General features: G+C 37.0%; 17 protein-coding genes. 2 read left to right on the top strand and 15 right to left on the bottom strand.

Annotation, left to right across the window (positions count from 1 at the left end; genetic code table 11):
• Positions 1 to 64: 64 nt before the first annotated feature.
• A complete protein-coding gene (locus LX64_RS03885) occupies positions 65 to 703 on the bottom strand; it encodes a DUF2625 domain-containing protein (RefSeq protein ID WP_111596274.1) in 639 nt (212 codons plus the stop codon).
• A gap of 273 nt (positions 704 to 976) precedes the next feature.
• Between LX64_RS03885 and LX64_RS03880 the strand changes: the two genes are divergently transcribed.
• On the top strand, positions 977 to 1,957 hold the full coding sequence (locus LX64_RS03880; protein WP_211324722.1) for a serine hydrolase domain-containing protein: 981 nt from the start codon (positions 977 to 979) through the stop codon (positions 1,955 to 1,957).
• Between the two features lie 42 nt (positions 1,958 to 1,999).
• Here LX64_RS03880 and LX64_RS03875 read toward each other — a convergent pair whose 3' ends face one another.
• From LX64_RS03875 to LX64_RS03860, 4 genes are all read right to left on the bottom strand, one after another.
• Positions 2,000 to 4,723: a TonB-dependent receptor gene (locus tag LX64_RS03875; protein ID WP_158538517.1), complete on the bottom strand. Its 2,724-nt coding sequence runs from the start codon at positions 4,721 to 4,723 to the stop codon at positions 2,000 to 2,002.
• Between the two features lie 44 nt (positions 4,724 to 4,767).
• Positions 4,768 to 5,484: a hypothetical protein gene (locus tag LX64_RS03870; RefSeq protein ID WP_148707184.1), complete on the bottom strand. Its 717-nt coding sequence runs from the start codon at positions 5,482 to 5,484 to the stop codon at positions 4,768 to 4,770.
• Positions 5,485 to 5,607: 123 nt separating this feature from the next.
• Positions 5,608 to 5,868 (bottom strand): chitin binding peritrophin-A domain-containing protein, encoded by a 261-nt coding sequence (locus LX64_RS03865; RefSeq protein ID WP_111596270.1) that lies wholly within the window; start codon positions 5,866 to 5,868, stop codon positions 5,608 to 5,610.
• Positions 5,869 to 5,890: 22 nt separating this feature from the next.
• Positions 5,891 to 6,985 carry a DUF1573 domain-containing protein gene (locus LX64_RS03860; protein WP_111596269.1) on the bottom strand — a complete coding sequence of 365 codons (1,095 nt, stop codon included), beginning with the start codon at positions 6,983 to 6,985 and terminating at the stop codon, positions 5,891 to 5,893.
• A gap of 412 nt (positions 6,986 to 7,397) precedes the next feature.
• Here LX64_RS03860 and LX64_RS03850 point away from each other — a divergent pair, with 412 nt between their 5' ends.
• A complete protein-coding gene (locus LX64_RS03850) occupies positions 7,398 to 7,997 on the top strand; it encodes a macro domain-containing protein (RefSeq protein ID WP_111596267.1) in 600 nt (199 codons plus the stop codon).
• 51 nt (positions 7,998 to 8,048) lie between these two features.
• On the opposite strand, the gene LX64_RS25740 is transcribed toward LX64_RS03850, so the two are convergent.
• From LX64_RS25740 to LX64_RS03800, 10 genes are all read right to left on the bottom strand, one after another.
• Complete coding sequence (locus tag LX64_RS25740; RefSeq protein WP_148707183.1) at positions 8,049 to 8,297, bottom strand: hypothetical protein; 249 nt, start codon at positions 8,295 to 8,297, stop codon at positions 8,049 to 8,051.
• A 146-nt stretch (positions 8,298 to 8,443) separates the two neighbouring features.
• Positions 8,444 to 10,675, bottom strand: coding sequence for a peptidase domain-containing ABC transporter (locus tag LX64_RS03840; RefSeq protein WP_111596265.1), 2,232 nt, complete (start codon positions 10,673 to 10,675; stop codon positions 8,444 to 8,446).
• Between the two features lie 24 nt (positions 10,676 to 10,699).
• Complete coding sequence (locus LX64_RS03835) at positions 10,700 to 13,843, bottom strand: lantibiotic dehydratase (RefSeq protein WP_111596264.1); 3,144 nt, start codon at positions 13,841 to 13,843, stop codon at positions 10,700 to 10,702.
• 1 nt (position 13,844) lies between these two features.
• Positions 13,845 to 14,768: an LLM class flavin-dependent oxidoreductase gene (locus LX64_RS03830; protein WP_111596263.1), complete on the bottom strand. Its 924-nt coding sequence runs from the start codon at positions 14,766 to 14,768 to the stop codon at positions 13,845 to 13,847.
• Positions 14,769 to 14,770: 2 nt separating this feature from the next.
• Positions 14,771 to 15,970, bottom strand: coding sequence for a lanthionine synthetase LanC family protein (locus LX64_RS03825; protein WP_111596262.1), 1,200 nt, complete (start codon positions 15,968 to 15,970; stop codon positions 14,771 to 14,773).
• Positions 15,971 to 16,030: 60 nt separating this feature from the next.
• Complete coding sequence (locus LX64_RS03820) at positions 16,031 to 16,216, bottom strand: class I lanthipeptide (RefSeq protein ID WP_111596261.1); 186 nt, start codon at positions 16,214 to 16,216, stop codon at positions 16,031 to 16,033.
• A gap of 165 nt (positions 16,217 to 16,381) precedes the next feature.
• The gene (locus LX64_RS03815; RefSeq protein ID WP_111596260.1) at positions 16,382 to 16,570 is read right to left on the bottom strand and encodes a class I lanthipeptide; all 189 of its coding nucleotides are present in this window, start codon (positions 16,568 to 16,570) and stop codon (positions 16,382 to 16,384) included.
• 201 nt (positions 16,571 to 16,771) lie between these two features.
• The gene (locus LX64_RS03810) at positions 16,772 to 16,942 is read right to left on the bottom strand and encodes a class I lanthipeptide (protein WP_111596259.1); all 171 of its coding nucleotides are present in this window, start codon (positions 16,940 to 16,942) and stop codon (positions 16,772 to 16,774) included.
• A 74-nt stretch (positions 16,943 to 17,016) separates the two neighbouring features.
• Positions 17,017 to 17,187, bottom strand: a complete 171-nt coding sequence (locus LX64_RS03805; RefSeq protein WP_111596258.1) for a TIGR04149 family rSAM-modified RiPP — start codon at positions 17,185 to 17,187, stop codon at positions 17,017 to 17,019.
• A gap of 112 nt (positions 17,188 to 17,299) precedes the next feature.
• Positions 17,300 to 19,726 carry a TonB-dependent receptor gene (locus LX64_RS03800; RefSeq protein WP_111596257.1) on the bottom strand — a complete coding sequence of 809 codons (2,427 nt, stop codon included), beginning with the start codon at positions 19,724 to 19,726 and terminating at the stop codon, positions 17,300 to 17,302.
• Positions 19,727 to 20,231 lie beyond the last annotated feature (505 nt).

Genomic DNA, 20,231 nt, shown 5'->3' with positions numbered 1-20,231 from the left:
CAATAAAATAAAAGGTTAATCAACTTTGCTTGTTGATTAACCTTCATAAATAGTTACAATAAGATTACATTCCCATTTGTTCTATTTGGAAATCCAATCCTTCCTTCACTGTAATGACTTTTCGAGACACTTCATTGATGTTTTCACCTTCTTTCGTCCATAAGAATGGGAAAAAGCTGAAAACGTGGTTGCCATCTATAGCCTGCACATCTACTTCCCAACCTGTCCAGCGTAAATCTTGGTAAAATGCCGCGATATCGCCTTCAAAACAAAATACTAAGAACTCTGAGTAGCTAATATCCATTGGCTCCCATCGTAAACCTGCAGGATCGAAGAAATACATTTTACCTTGGTCATCCCCTAAGCCACCCGCATTAATAGCAAAATGGCCCCCCACTACATCATCGGCTACCATAAGATATCCAGAACCTGCTTGGTTCCAAGAATCGATGCTGCGTTGCATTTTGGGGTGACCAGCGCCCAGAATACGGATCCATCCATGATCTACGAAAATACCACCTGTTTCATATACAATAGCTCCCATGGGTGAGCGAGTAGTAACTTGTAGGTGTAACAAAGCATCTTCCGCCACTTGTTTTTCTACAGGTAACACTTCGATTGTATGCGTAGCAGATTCTATCCATTCTTGCACTAATGGCCAAGCGGGATCTTCTTTATTAATTAATTCTTCTAATGAACGCATATGTTGAACATTTGTGTATTGCAATATTATTAGCAAGCACAAAGATACCTTATTTACAAATCTCGCCACTGTTGGTGAAATTCATCACACCAAGTAAGCTGTTTAACACAAATAATGATTTAAAAAATAACGCCCTTGTACATTTGGAGTGTCAAAAAAACATTCGAAATAATGCTCAAAACTCCCATACAATATATTCTACTTTACTTTCTAATAATATTTACTAATAACACATTTGCACAATCATTAGACAAGCAAATTGATAGTATTATATTGTCAACCTTTAATGATAAAGACGGACCAGGAGGAGTATTTATGGTGGCTCAAAATGGAAAACCCATTTATCAAAAAGGTTTCGGCAAAGCGAACTTAGAGTTAGACGTACCACTTTCTCCCGCCCATGTTTTCCAGTTAGGATCTATGACCAAGCAGTTTACAGCTGTAGCAATCCTCTTACTTGAGCAACAAGGGAAACTATCTGTGCAAGATCCTATTATAAAATTCATAAACGACTACCCAAATGGCCAACATATAACGATTCACCATTTGCTTACCCATACTGCAGGTATTAAAGATTTCACAAAGATGAAAACCCTCCCAAGCATCGCCCAAAAAGAAATGACGCCTAGAATGATGATCGATTTTTTCAAGGATGAGCCAGTTGATTTTCTTCCAGGGGAGAAGTTTGATTACAATAATTCGGGGTATGTTATACTAGGGTACATAATCGAGATGGTTGCTAAAGAGAAGTATGAAGATTTTATTCAACAATATATTTTTAACCCAGCGGGCATGCACCAATCCTATTATGCCAGCGATCGTAAGGTGATTCCCAACCGGGCTAGCGGTTACCATAAAAAGCAGTGGGGTTATGTGAATAAAACTGCTATAAGTTTTAGCGTGCCTTTCTCTTCCGGGGCGCTAATGTCGACATTAGCCGACTTACTAAAATGGCAGCAAGCGTTGAATACTGACCTAATATTGAACAAAACTGGGCGAGCGAAAGCTTTCCGGACTTATCAACTCAATAATGGTTCAGGCTTTACTTATGGCTATGGTTGGCATATTAAAAATATTGAGGGAGTACCTACGCGAGAACATGGTGGTAGTGTTTTCGGGTTCAAGACAATGGGTATTTATATTCCCAGTGCAGATATCTACGTAGTAGGAATGAGCAATTGCGATTGCTTTTCACCTACAACAGTAACGGGCCAAGTTGCGGCATTGGTATTGAAACAGTCTCAGCAAAAATAGATTGTATGCTTTACCCCAACATGCTTGCATGTTGGGGTAGCATCAATCAATGAAACTGCCATCATTGCGTCTTTCTTTGTTCATATTCTTTCCACCCGACCATTGCTGAGGACTCCATGAAAACTGCAACATGAAAAACCGGCTATTAGTATTCGATTGTATATCTACATAACCATTCATTAACAAGCGACGGTTTACAACTTGGTACTGCTTAAACAAATCCATCACCAATAAACTTACAACGCCATTCTTCTGGCGAAATACGCGCTTTTCTATATTCATGCCAACCACAAATGGCTGGCGATTCAACGTTGCGTCTTCACTTTCATAAAAAGATTGATTGATATCAAATCCCATTAAGAAAGTTTTTGTAAAGAACAGCTTCCCATACAAATTGACTGCTTTCTTTGCATATTCCACCGTTGGAAATAAGGGTAAAGAATGCTTGCTATTGTTTTGTTCCCATTGAGCAGCGAGATTTACGTCGAGCCAACTTATAGGCGTTCCGCTGAAAGTTAAGGTGTGATTCAACTGTAAACCTCTTGCAATGTTCCTTCCTTTATCAAAAAAAGAAATCATTTTCGAGCGATTCCAGCGTCCTTCGAATTTCACAGAGTAGGATGTATGATCGAATGTTTTTGTGAGATGGTACATCCCGTTCCAGCTATTGTTCCCATTTACTTGCGTAAAACTTGTTTCGCGGGTAACAATACTCGGTGTTTTACTATATAATGTAACCTGCTGGGTTACTTTGTTACTGGGTAATAAATACTGTGATAATAAACCAATAGTAAATGCCTGTGGTTTAAATAGCTTCGTCATTCGGAAACTGAAACTATGAAGAACGGTAGGCTTTAATGAAGGATTACCAACCACAACTTGCAATGGATTACTATAATCAGGAATTGGCATAACTTCCTCGAATCTAGGCAATTGTACACTTCCGTAATAGCGAGTTGAGAATTGAAAATTTGTCCCTTTCGCAAACTCGTAGTTAAACTCTGGTAATATAATCGCGTATGATTTAGACAATGTATTCTTAGGGTTTAATAAGGCTGCGTTTATGTTGACATGTGAAAATCTTGCACCTATATTTATACTACTTTGGTTGCTTAATATTCTTCTGAAGTTTATGCTGAAAGGGGTTTCCAATGTTTTATATACATAATTTCTACTTAAAGAATCTACTTTATATGGGCTCCCATTCTCTTGCACATTTGACACAATTTGTTGATGATTAAAGACATTATAATTCGATTGAGCCAATAAAACCATCGTCGTTCGCTCGGAAAAATGGTAGGTAAAAGTTGCATTAGCAAAATGCTGTTGCTGATGATCGTTCGTCTTATTCAACAAATTGTAAACCGAATCCTTCACATACTGTGTAGAATCTGTATAAGTAATTAAATTATCATCTTGTTTTCTTTGGTATAAAGGATTGGATTGAATTTTTATACTAGCAGTGATAACCGCCTTTGAAGGTACAAATATGTGAGAATAGTTACTTTCCACTCGGTAAATATCCTTTTGGGTATTATTGTTAATAATACTCAATTGCTGGGCATTTATTAAACCACTTTGATTAATTTGGTTCCGTTTATCCACATGCAGCCAATCATTGTTCCAACCGAAGGATATGTTAAACTTTGTTTGATCAGATTTTTGGTAAAACATAGCCACTTTGGCTTCATGTTGACGAGCATGTTGGTTAGTGGTCAATAAGTTGTTCCCCCAGATGATACCTTTATCATAATATTCATACCTGTTTTCCTTTTTAAAATAAGACTCGTTTTGGGATTTGAATTGATAGCCTAGTTCGTAACGCCAACGAGCGTTGAGCTTATCTTTGAAAGTTAACACCGCATAGTGAGCCCGTCGATCCCCTCCCGACATGTCAGAATTGGATGTATTAGTGGATTGCATTAAAGTTTTAGCATTACTAATTGTTCCTACGGCAGCACCTTGTTGCACGCCCATTGGCTGGGTCTCTATGCCTGCTTGTAATTCAAGTTGTTTTAAGCCATCAACACGTTTAGCATATCCACGTGCCTCATGGCGATCATCTATATTACTTTCAAGCGTTATGTCGAATAAATTAGCGACTGATTTATCTTTCTTAGAAATAATGTTAAGTGTTTTATTCGGTTCACCTTGTTTAAGGCCTGCCGCTGTGGATTGTTCGCCATAGTCATCGATTATTTGAATTCGTTCAACAATATTAGCAGGTAATTCCTTGATAATATTCTTCACATTACCACCAAAATACTTAATACCATTAAAGAGTGCCTTGTTGACTTGTTGCCCCATGAAAGTTACATTACCATCTTTATCAACTTCAACTCCTTCCAATTTCTTGACCAATTCTTCCAGCTTTGCATAATCTCTCACGATATAATCATCTGCCCAGAATTGGGTGGTATCGCCCAACATCTTGGGACCTACTTTTCCTTTGATGGTAACACCTTCAAGCAATTGAGCATTTACACGCAGAATTACGGGGGGAATAGTGATGCGGGGTTTAGTATCGTTGAACAAGTATTTTTGATAAAATGGTTGGTACCCCATCATGTTTACACCTATAAAAAATTCCGCTGACTTCACTTCTCGAAAAACAAACACCCCATCCTCATTTGTTACTTGATACACGGTATCCTTACCAGCAATCAATTTAATTGATGCCCCGGGTAATTCAACTTTCCCTGAAGAATCCATTACAACGCCACTAACAACACGTATTGGCAAAGCTGTACTTTGTTGCGCATACATTCGAAATGGCAAACAAAATAAGATGCATATCCAAAAGCGCATCATCACACCTCCTTTTTAGCTATGGTATATTCCGCCCAAAACTCCGATACTGTATCTGCATCAACACGTTTTTGCTTATCCTCTTCAGTCATTTCACTTCCATTAGCAGAAATCATTTTTAGGCCTGGCGTTAAAAATATAGAAGTACGACCACGTTGGCCAGTTCCCATCATGCAAATATTGTAAGTAAACTTGCTTGTATTCGCATCAATATCGAGTAATTTCCTTGGTACACGTAATTCATAGACATAGAGGCTCTTTTCAAAACTGAACTCCCATCCAACCTTGATACCAAACTCATTATAAATGGATATTACGGAGTCGCTAATAGCAGGTATATCTTTTACAGCTATCTCATTCCACTGTCCCATGGGAATACGCTTATTATTGGCCACTACAACTGGGAACTGAACCAATGGAGCAGAAGCAATGTTTTTCTCTCCGTTCTTGCTGATATAAAATTGGATACCTGTTCTGCTAATTGCCTTTGTAATATTGTAAGTTTTTTTTATAGCTAGGTAGATAAATTCATTATCGTTGGCAATACTGTACCAGAAGTTTCCATCTTTATTAAAGCTTTTCAATTCCCCCCAATCTTCAATATTTCCATCCACTTTCAAATTATTTGCCCAAATGGGGACACTTTGTGTATTGGGCAATTTCTGTGCTTGCGCAGCACAACTCACTGTAATGAATAAAATGACGAGTAGTTTCTTCATATTAATTATTTTTATACAATAACTACTTACCATTGTACTTATTCGAAATCATACAAATGGTAAGTAGTTGTGATGGCTGATGCATTAATTATTGTCCATCAAGGCAGTGTACATAAATGCACACTATTCCTCCCAAGGCCAATCACATACTTGTGTACGTGGATTAAACCATAATCCTTCAGGGCACTGGTAAGCAACGGTATTCATACCATACTGGTCGATATAACAAGCATAAAACCAGTTATGCGCTTGGGGATGAGGATATAATCCTTCTTGCGTTACGTTTTCTTCGCAATAATTCAGGTTGATGATGATTGTTTGCGCATAAATAGCAGTGGAAATTAGGCCAAGACCTAATAACAATCCGAGCATTTTCTTTTTCATAAAAAATTGGTGGTTTTAGTTTTTAATGAAGGGTTACATTTCCATTTATATTGATCAATAATGGCAAGGTGGGGGAATTAGAGAAAACAAATAGATGTTGACTAAAAGGTCCTGTTCTCTTCAATTCGTATTCGACAATAATATTCTTCGTAGCGCCTGCTGCTATGGGTTCTTTAGGCCAATCTACCTTTAAGCATTCACAAGAAACACGTACATTTTCGATCTTTAGTGGCTCTGTACCAGCATTTTTAACAGGTACTTCTAACTTTTTCCTGGCATTCACCACATCATTTCCAAAATTCATATCGGTTTGTGCCGTTACTAGCAAGGGTTGGCGCGTTGTATCGAAAGAATTATCCGCCATAAACCGTACTTCCGTCATATAAGGTTGATACAACATAGCATCTAACTCTCCGAAATTCTCTTTCATAATACTATTGCTGATTGCTTTTGCGGAATCCGTCAACCCGGAACTGTACAGGGATTTAGACAGTAAATACTTATTTAGAAAATATGGTTGTTGTTGAATGCTTTTAACCAACCTATCATTTTCATTGCTATCAACTTTCCCGTGTGTACGAAAATCACTTAGTACATGAAACAGGTCATTAACAAAAGCTACCTTCGATGCTGTACTAAGCTGCTGGCTGGTATCTTTACCAATATTCAGAAAAGGGCGTTTCGATTCGGAGAAATACATACTTCCAGCAGCAATTTTACTCATCACATTTACTAAGTCTTTTGCGCTTCCTCCTTTCAGTACACCACGCACATTACCACTAGGGTCGATAATAAGAAACAGTGGAAATGCGTATTCACGAACAATTTGATTGACCCACATATTACCATCCATACGGGCATCAACCGAGGTTACTGTCGCGTTTACGGGAAAAAGATCGGGCTTTGTCTTTACCATGTGTGTAAGAGTACGCTTATAGTAAAAACAAACGTCACAGGTTTTGTTGGTTACCATTAACACGGTATACTGTTGGGAAGATTTCGCTTCGAATAATATTTCATCAATAGTATTCACATCGCTGAAATTCAGTTTCGTTTCCATAGCAGGCTTACAGCCGACCATGAGGCATAAGAATGCCAATGCAGCAACGATACGCATTCTACGTAGAGGTTAAAAATTTTAATGATTGGTTTGGTCTATTTGGTCAACACGATTAACAAAAACTCACGCTTGCAATATTTAACTAATTTTCGAAATAACATAATAATCAATTTCTCTTTTGGGAATATTGTTTTCCACATCTATGATAATAGATTGATTCTTAGTTTTTTTGGAGTGAAAAATTTTTTTTCGCCTACTCAAACAGCAGAATTAGTTCGAAATCCTTTCAAATTTCAAGTGAATAAATCCTTCAATAATCAATGTGACATTAAGTTACAATCAAAAATAATTGGTCAAAATTGAATGCTATACTACAGTCCTTATTATATACTCACCATCACAAAAATTATGTAACAAATACACAAAGCCACCAACATTATTTTTTACCTTTGTAGTTTAAAACCTAACTATGCGAATTCTATTAACAGCCATTACCCCATCACTAGTGGAGGCTTGGGGAATATTTTTTAAAAATGCTCCTGGGGTAGAAATTCTTACATCAGATATTACCCAGTTAACTGTAGATGCTTTAGTAAGTCCCGCTAATTCCTTTGGATTTATGGATGGAAGTCTTGACTATGCTATATCGGAGAGATTGGGATGGGATTTGGAAAAGAAGTTACAGGCAAAAATAAAAGCACTGCCCACTGGAGAACTACTAGTTGGGCAGGCTATAATATTGGAAACCGGCGATTCAAAAATTCCGCATCTAATTTCAGCACCAACGATGCGTATTCCTACAAATTTCAATATCAACACGTCCATCAATGCATACCTAGCGATGAAAGCCATTCTAATTGCAGCCCAAAATGACGATAGAATTCACTCCGTTGCGATCCCAGGTTTATGTACAGGTGTTGGTCGAATGGATCCCAAAATAGCTGCAAGCCAAATGTTCGCTGCTTATGAGGAAATAATGCTGGGCAAACACCTAAACTTTGACAACTTTGCGGATGCTCAACGACACCATAGATTATTGAATCCACTAGGAATGATTTGGACACACTAAAAACGCCTTCAAACATAATTTGAAGGCGTTCAAAATTTCATTTACTGAAACTTAAAATAACATTTCATATACTTTTGTTTGTATATAGCAACTTCCGTTCATTTCACCATGCAACATTTGACCTTGTGTATTTAGTATAACGCCTTTACAAGTACCAGTACTACGACTACCATCATTCACTTTAACAGTAAACTTTTCACCATTACCCAATTGAGGTTCTAGTTCAACAATTTTACCTACTGCCATTCTAGCAAACAATACAGGTAGGTTTTTAATAACGACTTCTTTGGAATTCGTCAATTGGAAACTACATTTTTTCTGAATGGTAACAGGAATTAAAAATAACAAGACCGCGACCAATGTGAACACTGACGATATGATCAATGTTAACATATGCTTGCGAATGAAATGTTGTTTTGCTACAATTTTGTCAATAATTTGCATAACTATTCTTCTACAAGGTTAGGATTTTCAAGCTGATTTACTACCAAAGAGTGATAATATCCACGTAACCCAATTAGCTCATCGTGCGTACCAGTTTCTACGGCTTCTCCTTCATGAAAAACAATTATTTGGTCAGCATTTTTCACCGTACTTAGACGATGTGCTACCACAATCACAGTTTTCCCTTCGTAATAATTAGCCAAATTGTTATAGATAATCCGCTCATTTATTGTATCAAGCGAGTTCGTAGCTTCGTCAAAAAATATAAACAGTGGATTTTTGTAGATACAACGCGCGATTAATAATCTTTGCTTCTGTCCTTGACTTAAACCGGCACCATCCAAACCAATACGTGTATGCAATCCATTTGGTAAATCGCGTACATAATGTTGCATATTGGCAACATCCATTGATTGTTGCAATAATGTTTGATTAATTTCGCCACCCTTCATAATAATATTATTGAGGATGGAATCGCTGAAAATATATCCATCTTGCATTACAGCTCCTGTGGCCGTTCTCCATTGGTCATAATCAATATCATTCAATTCAATATTACCAACGGAGATACTGCCTTCTTGGGGTTCATACATTTTCATCAATAACTTCACAAAGGTTGTTTTACCACTTCCACTTGTGCCCACAATAGCGTTAATTTTACCTTTTTTGATATTAACATTAATATCTTTTAGCACTTTCTTTTGAATACTGCCAGGATAAGCAAATGACAGATTGCGTACCTTAATCGTTGCATTCAAATGCTGCAAATCACCTGGGCTATAAACCTTTTCCTCATTTTCAGCCGGATACTCATCTACTTCTGCGATTCTTTTCAAGCTGAGTTTTGTTTCGTTATATGCTTTGAAAAAGCCAACTAAGCTTTGTACAGGTGCAGACAACTGGGCCAATATATATTGCAAGGCAATTAGTTCACCAAGCGTATGCTCACCTCGTACAACCCCAATAGCTACGTAACCAACAATTACTAAGCATGAAAGTTCCACCAAGAAGAAGGAGCCAAGGTCTTGAATTTGCTTTAGGATTAAATTCTTTTGATTATAGTGAAAGAGTGATTCTTGTAATTGATTCCAATCTGTGATTTTCTTAGTAATAGCATTACTAAGCTTAATGTCGTGTACACCATTTACTAATTGAATCATGAAACTTTGATTCTTGGAAGCACAATCAAATCTTTGATAGTCGAGATTCTTACGTTTGTTTAGAATATATTTCACCCAAGCAGCGTATATCAACAATACCGCTAAAAAGAATAAAAATATCTTCACACTAAATACTAACAATATAATTTCAAAAACGGCCAATGTAATAATTGATATAATAAATTCACTGCTATGTGTTGTTAAAAAATCTTCAATTCGTGCATTATCATTAATACTTTGTACAATATCTCCACTATTTTTTCGATCAAAAAACACGACAGGTAAGCGCAGCATTTTAAATAAATAATTCGAAATCAGTCGAATATTAATACGTGAACCAATATACAATACGGCCCAGTTACGAAACAAATAAACAATACTCTTCGATAGTACAAATACAAATTGTATTGTTAACAATAGCACAATCAATTGTATACTTTCACCATTAATACCATAGTCGACCATAGATTTGGTAATAAAAGGAAGCGCGACCTGTATACCCAAAGACACTAAAATTCCCAGTGCCACCTTAATAAGCAAGCCCTTATGGGGACCTATTTCTTTCGTGATCTTAGAAAACGTTTTATTTTTGGGTTGAGGAGGAAATTTTTTATCGTTTTCTTTTGTACTATAGAATTCATCGGTTGGTTCGATGTACATGGAAAATCCTTTATCTGTTGGGCCACCATGAGCCCCGATCCACCCTTGTAAGAATTCATCACCACTTAGCTTTAGTTTATGTTTCGCGGGATCGGCAACATATACTGTGTAATCTCTACCACGCTTTTTAACGTCATGTACAACAACAAAGTGCTCTTGGTTCCAAGCAACTATAATTGGAAATACTTGCTGCTCTTGAATCTCTTCAAGCGTAATATGAAAACCTAAAGCATCTAATAGCAAAGTATTAGCCCCATTTTTTATTCCTAGCATACTCACCCCATCTTTTCCCATATCGCAAATCTCTCGCAAATAGCGAAGCTCTATATGCTTTCCATAAAACAGCGTTATCATTTGTAAACACACCGGTCCACAATCCATCTTATCTATTTGCCTAATAAAGGGGAACGACATGTATCTAAATTTTTGGTTGTAATATTATTGATTCATAGAAGCTATATTCATACCTGATCTAGCTTTACCAACTTCAATTCTAGCTATCCTTTCCATGTAATCATAGACTATCAATTCATAAAAACGTTGGTTGAAGTTGAAGAGTCGATTTACGTGCATATGGACAATACTCCAAATAATCTCATTTCGTTTCTGTGTTGTGAGTACCTCTAATCTTAATGACTTGCAATATTCGCCACGTTCAATCCATGGAAGTTCATTTGGAAGTCCAACAACTGTAGCTTCGTAAGCCTCCCGATGCTCTCTGAAATTCTTGCTGAGCTGTTTTTTAAGTATAAGATCCATATTAAACTCTACAGCAAAGTTATCACGGGCAACTTCGCAGAATTGAAGGATTTCATTCAGGCTGAATCCGAAAGAAAGTAAATAGTGCCGGACATTTTTCAATGCAAATTGCAGCCTTACAAAATCTGGCAACTGCCAATTTTCTTGCAAGAAATATTGAACAATTTCTGCATCCTTACAAAAAACTTTTTCTAACACATCAAAATCTGCAGGATGGTACCTTTCTAGTTCTCTTGCATATTTTTCCATTTGAATATTATGCACAAACGGTAGCGCTGAAAAATGTGCAAATACATCTTTCACAATATTTCCAAAATGCTCAACTGGTGGATTAAACAATCTAAACCTTAAATGATGTGCAGTATCAAAATATCTTATAAAGAAAAACTGTGGTTCATATTGATAATCAGTATTCCATTTTTGTAACAGTTGTGGCCATTCTTTTGATAATAATTGATCGAATTGGGATGGGTTACAATAAATTTTAAAATACGTCCAACTATCACAGGGGTAAAAGCTGCGTTGGGTATTTTCTTGAGTTGCGCTTTGCAGGGCACGAATCAGCTGTGCAGAATTACCTTTTGATGAAGTTTGAGCAGCTTCTTTTTTATAAAACGGTAAAATAAAATCGTTGGTCATACCTTGCGAAGGATCGAATAACGATTCTTTGATGATTATTTTCTTCATGCTTTTGATGTAAGCGAAAAACATTTCCCAGTGATGTTCGCATGTTACATCCACATACATTTCATTATCACCTTCTTTTACCATGAAATAACGAATGTGTTGCAATTTATGCATCAATCTTTCCCTCATTTCTGTTATAGTTATTTGTTGTTTAAAAAATGGCTCGAAGTAGGATTCTTTGAACTCCCAACTTGCTGGAATTAAAACAACATTTTGATAACGAACGCGGGGAAAATAATCTAACTTATCCACCCATGTGCCTAAATGTATATGCACACCATCTACCGTATTCTGCCGTTGTATATCACATAAAAACTTGTACACTGGGTGTTCTGACATAGTATAATTATGTGCACTTGTTAAGACCGGCTTTACGAATTTTTGTATTTTTTCTGCATACAGTAATACTTTATCATTCTTAACATACACTTGTAGATCGCCAGGATAGATTGCGCGTTCACCAGGCAGCTGGGAGTTTACAAGGTATGGCAATTCATATTTTCTAAGTAACGGTCTTGCTAAGATATTCACCAATCCAGCATCGCTAACATGACTAATTTCCGCCATCACTTCATGTTCACCTAAAGCACGTTCTTCAACCATCGCCGCTTCTTCACAGATTTTCTGAATTCCGGGATGTGCATTAGCGAACCTTGCTAACATATTTGTTGCAGTAATACCAGCCCATCCATTAAACTGAACATAATGATCGAACTCATTTTGTTGTAGGTTTTTTGCAGAAATAATGGAAAAATGGGCATTAAAGGTATCGGGTAATTGAGGAATAACCGATTGAAAACTTTTCAAATCAGCATCAGTTAAAACAATTTCTCTTTCTTGAGCCTTAATACAATCAACATATTTCTGTAACCAAAATGAATAGTGCTGCTCATACCAACGCATTTCCGTATATGGTTTAGCAGGAGGATTTAAAGCTGTAATTTCATTTAATAGTTGGTTATTGGCACCAATTTTTAATTTATTAGCTGGATAACCAATTCCCATATCAGCGTCTAAAACAGTTAACAGCGACACTGGAGCTTCGTTATAAGTGGCCTCCATTACCTTTTTAAAAGCTTCCACTGTTGCGCTAGAAGAAGAAAGCGTAAAATGGCTAGCTACTTCAATACCACGCATGACAGAATTGATAATACTTTGATCAATTTTTACCTGTTCGAATTGATGATAGGTATCGATGTGTAATATCCGCTGGGGATCAAACTGAATATCCAATGAAGTAAACTCATCAATGAGCCACTCGACAAATCCCATCAAGCTTACATCCTTGTTAACAGCTCTTGTTTTCTTAAAAATGCTAGTAACCCGTCCAACCAAATCACGCGCCTCTCCCTCAATATCCTTTATTAACAAGCGTTCCAACACCTCCATAAAGTGATCTTGATATGGCATTCCGGCAATGGATGGTGCGATTTCTGTAATAAGAATATGTGTTTCAATCAATTCATCAATAAACGCAACAATGTCGTCCATTTCCAAATCTTCATCATACGCTTGTAAAGTGCCTATTATTTCTTTATAATTAACCCAGTTTCCACCGCTCTTCAGCACTTCATACAAATATTCATTTCGATCTATCTTAACAACTTCATGAATTCTTTTTCCATGTAGGAAATAATAATTTATATACTTTACATCTTCTCCATCAAATAGGCAAGTTTCGTTTACTTTATATTGCAAACGCGTTCTTATATAAGGTTCATTCAATAAACGATTTGAAATATTCTCCAACACTAACGCATCCAATTTTACATCCAAATATTGCCCTGATGTATCATGAACGATGTTCTTATCTCCATTTTCAGCTATTTCCATAGTTCCTACAGCCGCAAACATACCGAATGGTGTACAGCGGGTACTCATTCTGTTCAAATACCGCATAAATGCATGTTCAATTTTCTTCGTACGCTTTTCAGTCGCATCATTCTCATTCAAATACAATTTAATTTGCTCATGCAAAGCAGGTGAAGCAATGTATAACGCATTACTAAAAAAAGAATCATCCATACATGACTTCATTTTCTCCTTTACAGATCCTTCAAACACGCATGTATCAATAGTTTTTGTTGGAACTCTTGCAACCACTTGCTGCGCTGGTGTAAAAAATTTCTCTAACATTTTATACTACTTTTTGTAATATCAAACCGCCCAGGCGTAATAAACTTTCTTTCTTTTCTTCTAAAACGCGGTTGTGCTCATAAATCACAATCTCGTCGACCTTCAAGACATCGTAGAACTCATTCAATTTATCCTCACAATAAGCACTATTCCCAATCACACGGTGATTATCTTGTTGAGTCATATCCAAATTCCACTCTTTCAATAAGGCACTTACTCGCCGATCATCATCGTTACAAGTCATTTGTATTGCCACGGCGCAAGTGCCGTGCTTTCTATGTTTTTCATAGTATGCTTCTTTGTAATGTTGAATAGTATCGATGTAGCTTTGTAATGGCTTATTGCTATGAAAAGTAGAAACACATAGATGCATATCCTCTGCCACTGCTACTTTTGCTGATTCCATTCCGGTTCCCAACATCCAAGCATGGGGCACATCGGTTCCATAGGGAGGAACAGGTAATGCACCGGGTGCCTCAGGATCGTATAGTCCTCGTAAATATTGCAACACCTCAGCTACTTGGCTTTTCGCCAAGTCCCAATCAATGGCATCTTTGTACAACAATGCTCTTGTAGTTTCTGGCGGAACCCCTCCACGCGCTAAACCTAAATCGATGCGTCCAGGGTAAATGGCGCCTAACATTTTAAAAGCGGATGCTACCCGGTAAGCACTATGATAATGTACAAGTATTCCAGCTGCCCCTACTTTTATATTTTCTGTGTACCCAGCCAATATCGCTATCATGATTTCAGGGTTCGTCCAAGAACAATAATCGTTGTAATGTTCGGCCAACCAATAACGATGATATCCAGCTTGGTCAAGACTTTGTGCCAAATCGAATACAGCATTAATCGTATCAGTAGCTTGTACGCCTGGAGGCATGTAATATCCAAAGTCGAGAAAACTCAATTTTTTGTCACCCATGTTTACAAATTTTCTATATCAAACAATAGGATTTTGTCCCATGCGAAATTCACTTTGCTACCATTTTCACGGTTAAGCAATGGAAGCGCTAAGCCAGGTAAACCACGTAGTATACCATGCTTTGGGAAGTTTATAAGAACATCATCGGTCAAATAACTAGTTAAATGATTGGCCCAATAATCGCCCATATCTTTACATTCTTGCCAACCGGTTTCATTGTATATTTTATCATATTGATAAATAAAACTTGACATACCATGACACATATGTAATTCCATGGCATGCCCACCGGTGATTTCGAGAGACGGAAAATTATTTTTAGTAAGCGTAATATGTTGACTGATTTGAATGGCTTCGCGGAAATTATTGATCCACTCTTCATTTCCTAGTGTCTTTCCTGCGAAATAAAAAGGAGCTGCATTTGAAATTAGGCCCATACACCATCCTTGTGTAAAGGAAGTGTTTACTTCACCATCACGGTATACAATATTTGGATAGATATATGGGAATTGTTGCTCATTTTTGTGTTGCCTTAACCAATTTAAACTTGCTACAATCAATTGTTCACAAGTTTCTTTTTCTATATCTTGCTTATAGCATTTACACAAGAAAAAAACAATGGATGAAAGGCCATGAGCGAGGCCGTGGTTATAATAATTTACTCGTTTACGTGGCGCCTCATTAAAATGGGAAGTATACAAATCGAGCCAACAGCAAGCTTTTCCATCATCTGAAAAATGTGCAGTACGGCGGAGGGTTAATACAGCTTCTGATAAAGTTTTGTAATGTTGATTTGTTCCACGTTCCATGAGGTAAATGCATTTTCCAATGGTACCAATTGTGTGGTCGTACACTTGGTCTTCTGCATCCCAGCTCATCGTATGAATAATAGCCTCATCGATATCATTAAAATCTTCAGTATAATCGGCAGGTAGTAGGTTATTGTTGACTAGAAATTGAGAGAACCAAGCCATACCTGTTAATCCATGAGCAAATTTGTAGTTCATCATATGTTCATTCACGGTATCGGTATGGTATGCAAAATTCCGGTAAGCACGATCTTTTGCGCTTTGATCTTGATATACGATCCCATAATAAAAAAAATAAAGTGCGTCGGAGAGTACACCAGACATAATTTGGCAATTCTTGTCGTATTCTTCAGTAATAAAAGAATTGATTTTATCTATCTGTGCTTTTAACATAAACAAATGGAATAGAAATAAAAGATAGAAAGGACCGGCAATCGCCGGCCCTTCGGGAAATTATAAAGCGCCCGCTGATTCTTCAACAGTGCCTGTTTTAGCGCAGCTAGTGTCGCATTGACCAGAAGTGCAGCTTGCTTCAGCGGCATCGAGGTTACGACCACCTTTGATGTTTTGTAAAGCTTTATCATCTAAAACTGATAAAGTTTGTTTGTTCAATTTCAATTTTTTGATTTCGGTATTCATTGTATTGCGTATTTAAAAGTGACTGATGCCTACTCTATTGAACTTAGGTTTTCGGCTAACCCTAATATGAAGGAAACCTACGATGCGGGCATGACGGGTTAGGGCAACAATACGGGTGTTACAAACTCCCTACGGGCCAAAACAAACAAGGTTCCAAGAAAGAAACTATTTTCCGAAGCTTTCAGCTTCTTCTTCAGCTTTAGTTTTAGCACAGCTAGTGTTACATTGACCAGAAGTGCAGCTTGCTTCAGAAGCATCCAAGTTACGGCCACCTTTAATGTTTTGTAAAGCTTTATCGTCTAATACTGACAAAGTTTGCTTGTTCAATTTCAATTTTTTGATTTCGGTATTCATTGTAACATGTATAAATGTGTGATGCTTACTCTTTTGCAAACAGGTTTTCAGCATGCCCTGTATAAGAGAAACCATTGTAGTGTTTGAGTATTTGGGTGTTTTGGGCAACAAAAGGGTTACAGTCAACTCCCTGCAGAGCTGTCATTACAGATTTGCTAATATTCTTAAACGTTGAAAATGGTTTCGAGAGGAATGGGCTAATTATTCAACCTCAGCATTTGTTTTAGCGCAGCTAGTGTCGCATTGGCCAGAAGTACAGCTTGCTTCTGCTGCATCGAGATTACGACCACCTTTGATATTTTGCAAAGCTTTATCGTCTAAAACCGCTAAAGTTTGCTTGTTCAATTTCAATTTTTTGATTTCGTTATTCATGACAAAAAATTTTAAAAAAATGATGCTTACTCTTTTACAAACAGGTTTTCAGCTTACCCTGTGGTTAACGGCTACTATTGTGCTACTTCTTCAGCATTTGTTTGCGCACAGCTAGTGTTACATTGGCCTGAAGTACAGCTAGCTTCAGCTGCATCAAGGTTGCGACCACCTTTGATGTTTTGTAATGCTTTGTCATCTAAAACAGACAAAGTTTGCTTGTTCAATTTCAATTTTTTGATTTCCATTGTGAGAAAATTTAAAATTGGTTAACATACGCCTACTCGTTTCTACAGGTTTTCGGCTACGCCTGGTACATAAGGGTCCATGGATTATGTAGTAAATTGAAATATTGTATAATCAGCTACCGGCAGCTCTATCGATAGCATCTTGGTTACTGTTTTGCTGTTTTCTTTTTGCTTCTTTTTTACCTATCTTATATGAAATAGTTACACCCAAACTACGAGCATCGTAATAGTTACTATTTTTCTTTTCAACCCCATTTACAATAGAGGAAAACTTTATTTGTTGAGTTTTGAAGATATCCCTTACTGCTATATTAACAGCCAATCGCTTTTCCAAAAAAAGTGCCCTTACACCTATATTCATATTCGAATAAGCCTCAAACTTACTATAATTACTTATCTCCGGGAATTGGTACCAATAACTCAAACTTGCAATTAGCGTTTTCTTCTTATTCAATGTTATTGAATTGCTCGTGCTTAAAAATGCACTTAAAATTGACTGCCGCGGAATTGTTCCTTGTAAATCCGATTTATCCATGTTTTGATAAACAGAGACATTATTTGTCATATTCCAGCCTTTCACTGGTACTACCACGGCAGAAATATTAGCCCCCAAGCTGTACGATGTCAAAAAATTGCGATATATCAATTCTATCAAATTCGTGTCTGGTCGAAGGTTTTCAATTTGACTAAACTTATTTTCTGTTTCCTGGAAATACAAGCTCAAACTATAGTTACTTTTGAAGGTGTACGACAATTCAGCATTGTGATTAAAAGAAGGTAACAAGAAAGGGTTACCAACAGAATAGGAATAAGCACTACTGTACCATTTAAAAGGATTAAGCAAAGCGTAGCCTGGTCTATCAATTCTTCTTCCGTAATTCAAAGCAACAACATTATCATCATTAATAGTCTTTACAACATATAACGTCGGAAATATTTTGAAATAATCCTGCTTCACTTGTTCCTTAATGGCAACAGCATAACCATCAAGCCTAGTGTATTCTCCACGTAATCCAGCTTGTAACTCCCATCCCTTACCTATGGATTGATGGTAATTTAAATATGCAGCTTGCGTATTTTCCTTGTATGTAAATTGGTTTTTTGTAATTACTTGTATATTTCGGCTATCATCTATCTCGTTCATAGACCGATTTTGAATGAAAGTAGCCTTTGCACCAATAGTAAGTTTTGCCTTCCCAATCGGCATCTCAAAATCTGCATTAATTGCCTGCACATCAATCTCTTGATTTCCTATTGCTGCAGAAACGTTTGCTGTTCCTGTCAGATTGCCTCCAGGTAAGTAATTTGTTGTTTGGTAATCGTTCGTTTTATGACTATTTTGAAAAAAGTAATCTGCGTTTACTGTTAATCTTTGTGATTGAGGGAAAGTATGTTTAAAACTCAAATTTAATGATCCATTATCACTATTCCCTTTTGCACGGCTAATTGTATTAATAGTGGAGTCCAATTGAGCCGATAGGTCCTTCATTAAAATTGTATTCACTCCCCTTAAATCTATCCTATCATGTGCTCCCATGTAAGCCAATCCCATAGTTGTTTTGGGAGATGGGTTATAATCTATTCCGGCTTGATAATTGAAGTTTCCCGTTCTATCCTTTCTATGCTCCAACTGGTCCCACGTTTGTTTAGGGTAATAGAGCTGTGTGAAATAATTGGGTGCCTTACTTCCTTCGCTCATACTTGTATTAGCGTATAATGCAACTTTCTTTGTTTGATAATTAAGAAGTAAACCTGTTCCTCCTCGAACGTATGTAGTTTGGGTATAAGCTGTACTTAGCATCGCACTCCATCCATCTTGCTTAATTCTTTTCGTACGAATATTTATTATACCTGCATTACCAGCAGCATCGTATTGTGCAGGTGGCATAGTTATAACCTCAATAGAAGCTATATTTTCCGCAGGAAGCGAGCGTAGGTAGTTTAACAAATCTTGTCCACTCAAATACATTATCTTATCATTGATCATCACCTTTACACTGCTTTTGGCAACAAGCGAAATATCATGTTCATTTACTCTTACACCGGGCGTTTCTGTAAGTACATCCAATAAAGTACCGCCAGCTAAAGTTTGCATTTGTTCGGTATGAAATATAATACGATCGATCTTTCGCTCCATTATAGGTTTCTTCGCTTGTACGGTTACGGTGTTTAATTGTTGAACTTTATTATCGAGTAGAATGGGTGGAATAATATGATTTGCCGTAGCTTCAATTTGAATGGCGACAGGTTGAAACGTTTGTATTGATGACTGAATAACTAGGAAATATGCGCCGACCGGGATATTGACTAGCGTAAATTGTCCTATGGAATCAGTAAATACTGTTCTTACACGTACGCTATCAGTAGTACGATGCAGTTGAACCATAGCGCCTACAAGCGGGCGTTGCTCTAACAACAAGGTACCCATTGTTACATACTGTGTAGCAGAACTGTTTTGTGCAAATGCTCCAAAATGACAGGAAAACATGAATAACAACAATATCCATTTAATTGTCCTGTTTGCCTTCTTTTGATTCATACGATGATCTTGGTTGCAACGTAAATTTTGGGCCACTCATTATACTTTGGTACGCTTAAAGCTGCCACCAAACACAAATGCCGTATTAAAATCGGCAGATAGTTAACAATCCTAACTAAATAAACAGGAACCAAGATTCCAAGCAAACATGTTGGGTTATGCTACCTTTTCCAAACAACGATTGGGTCGACGGGCTTCAAAATTTTGTTGTATTCAAAAATGGAATATTCTTATCTAGTACAGAACAAACAAACGTGTTATAAAACAGATACGATTTGAAAGCGTACTTTTAATGCTCTCTAAAGATATTTATTTGTCAATAATGAAAACTTCACATATCGAGAAGTAAAATATGGCTGAAAGTTAAGCTAGCAGGATATTATAATAGATCTTAACAAACAATCCAAGGGTTTCATCAAAGCCAAAAATCAAACAATACGCATATTGTGTTAACGAATTTAGGTCCTTTTCACTTACAGTAGATAGCACATTAGTGTTATTTTTG

The sequence above is a fragment of the Chitinophaga skermanii genome (assembly GCF_003259335.1).
In the GTDB taxonomy this organism is placed as follows: Bacteria; Bacteroidota; Bacteroidia; order Chitinophagales; family Chitinophagaceae; genus Chitinophaga; species Chitinophaga skermanii.
Note: the sequence above shows the minus strand (reverse complement) of the source record. Positions and strands in the feature narration are given on the sequence as shown.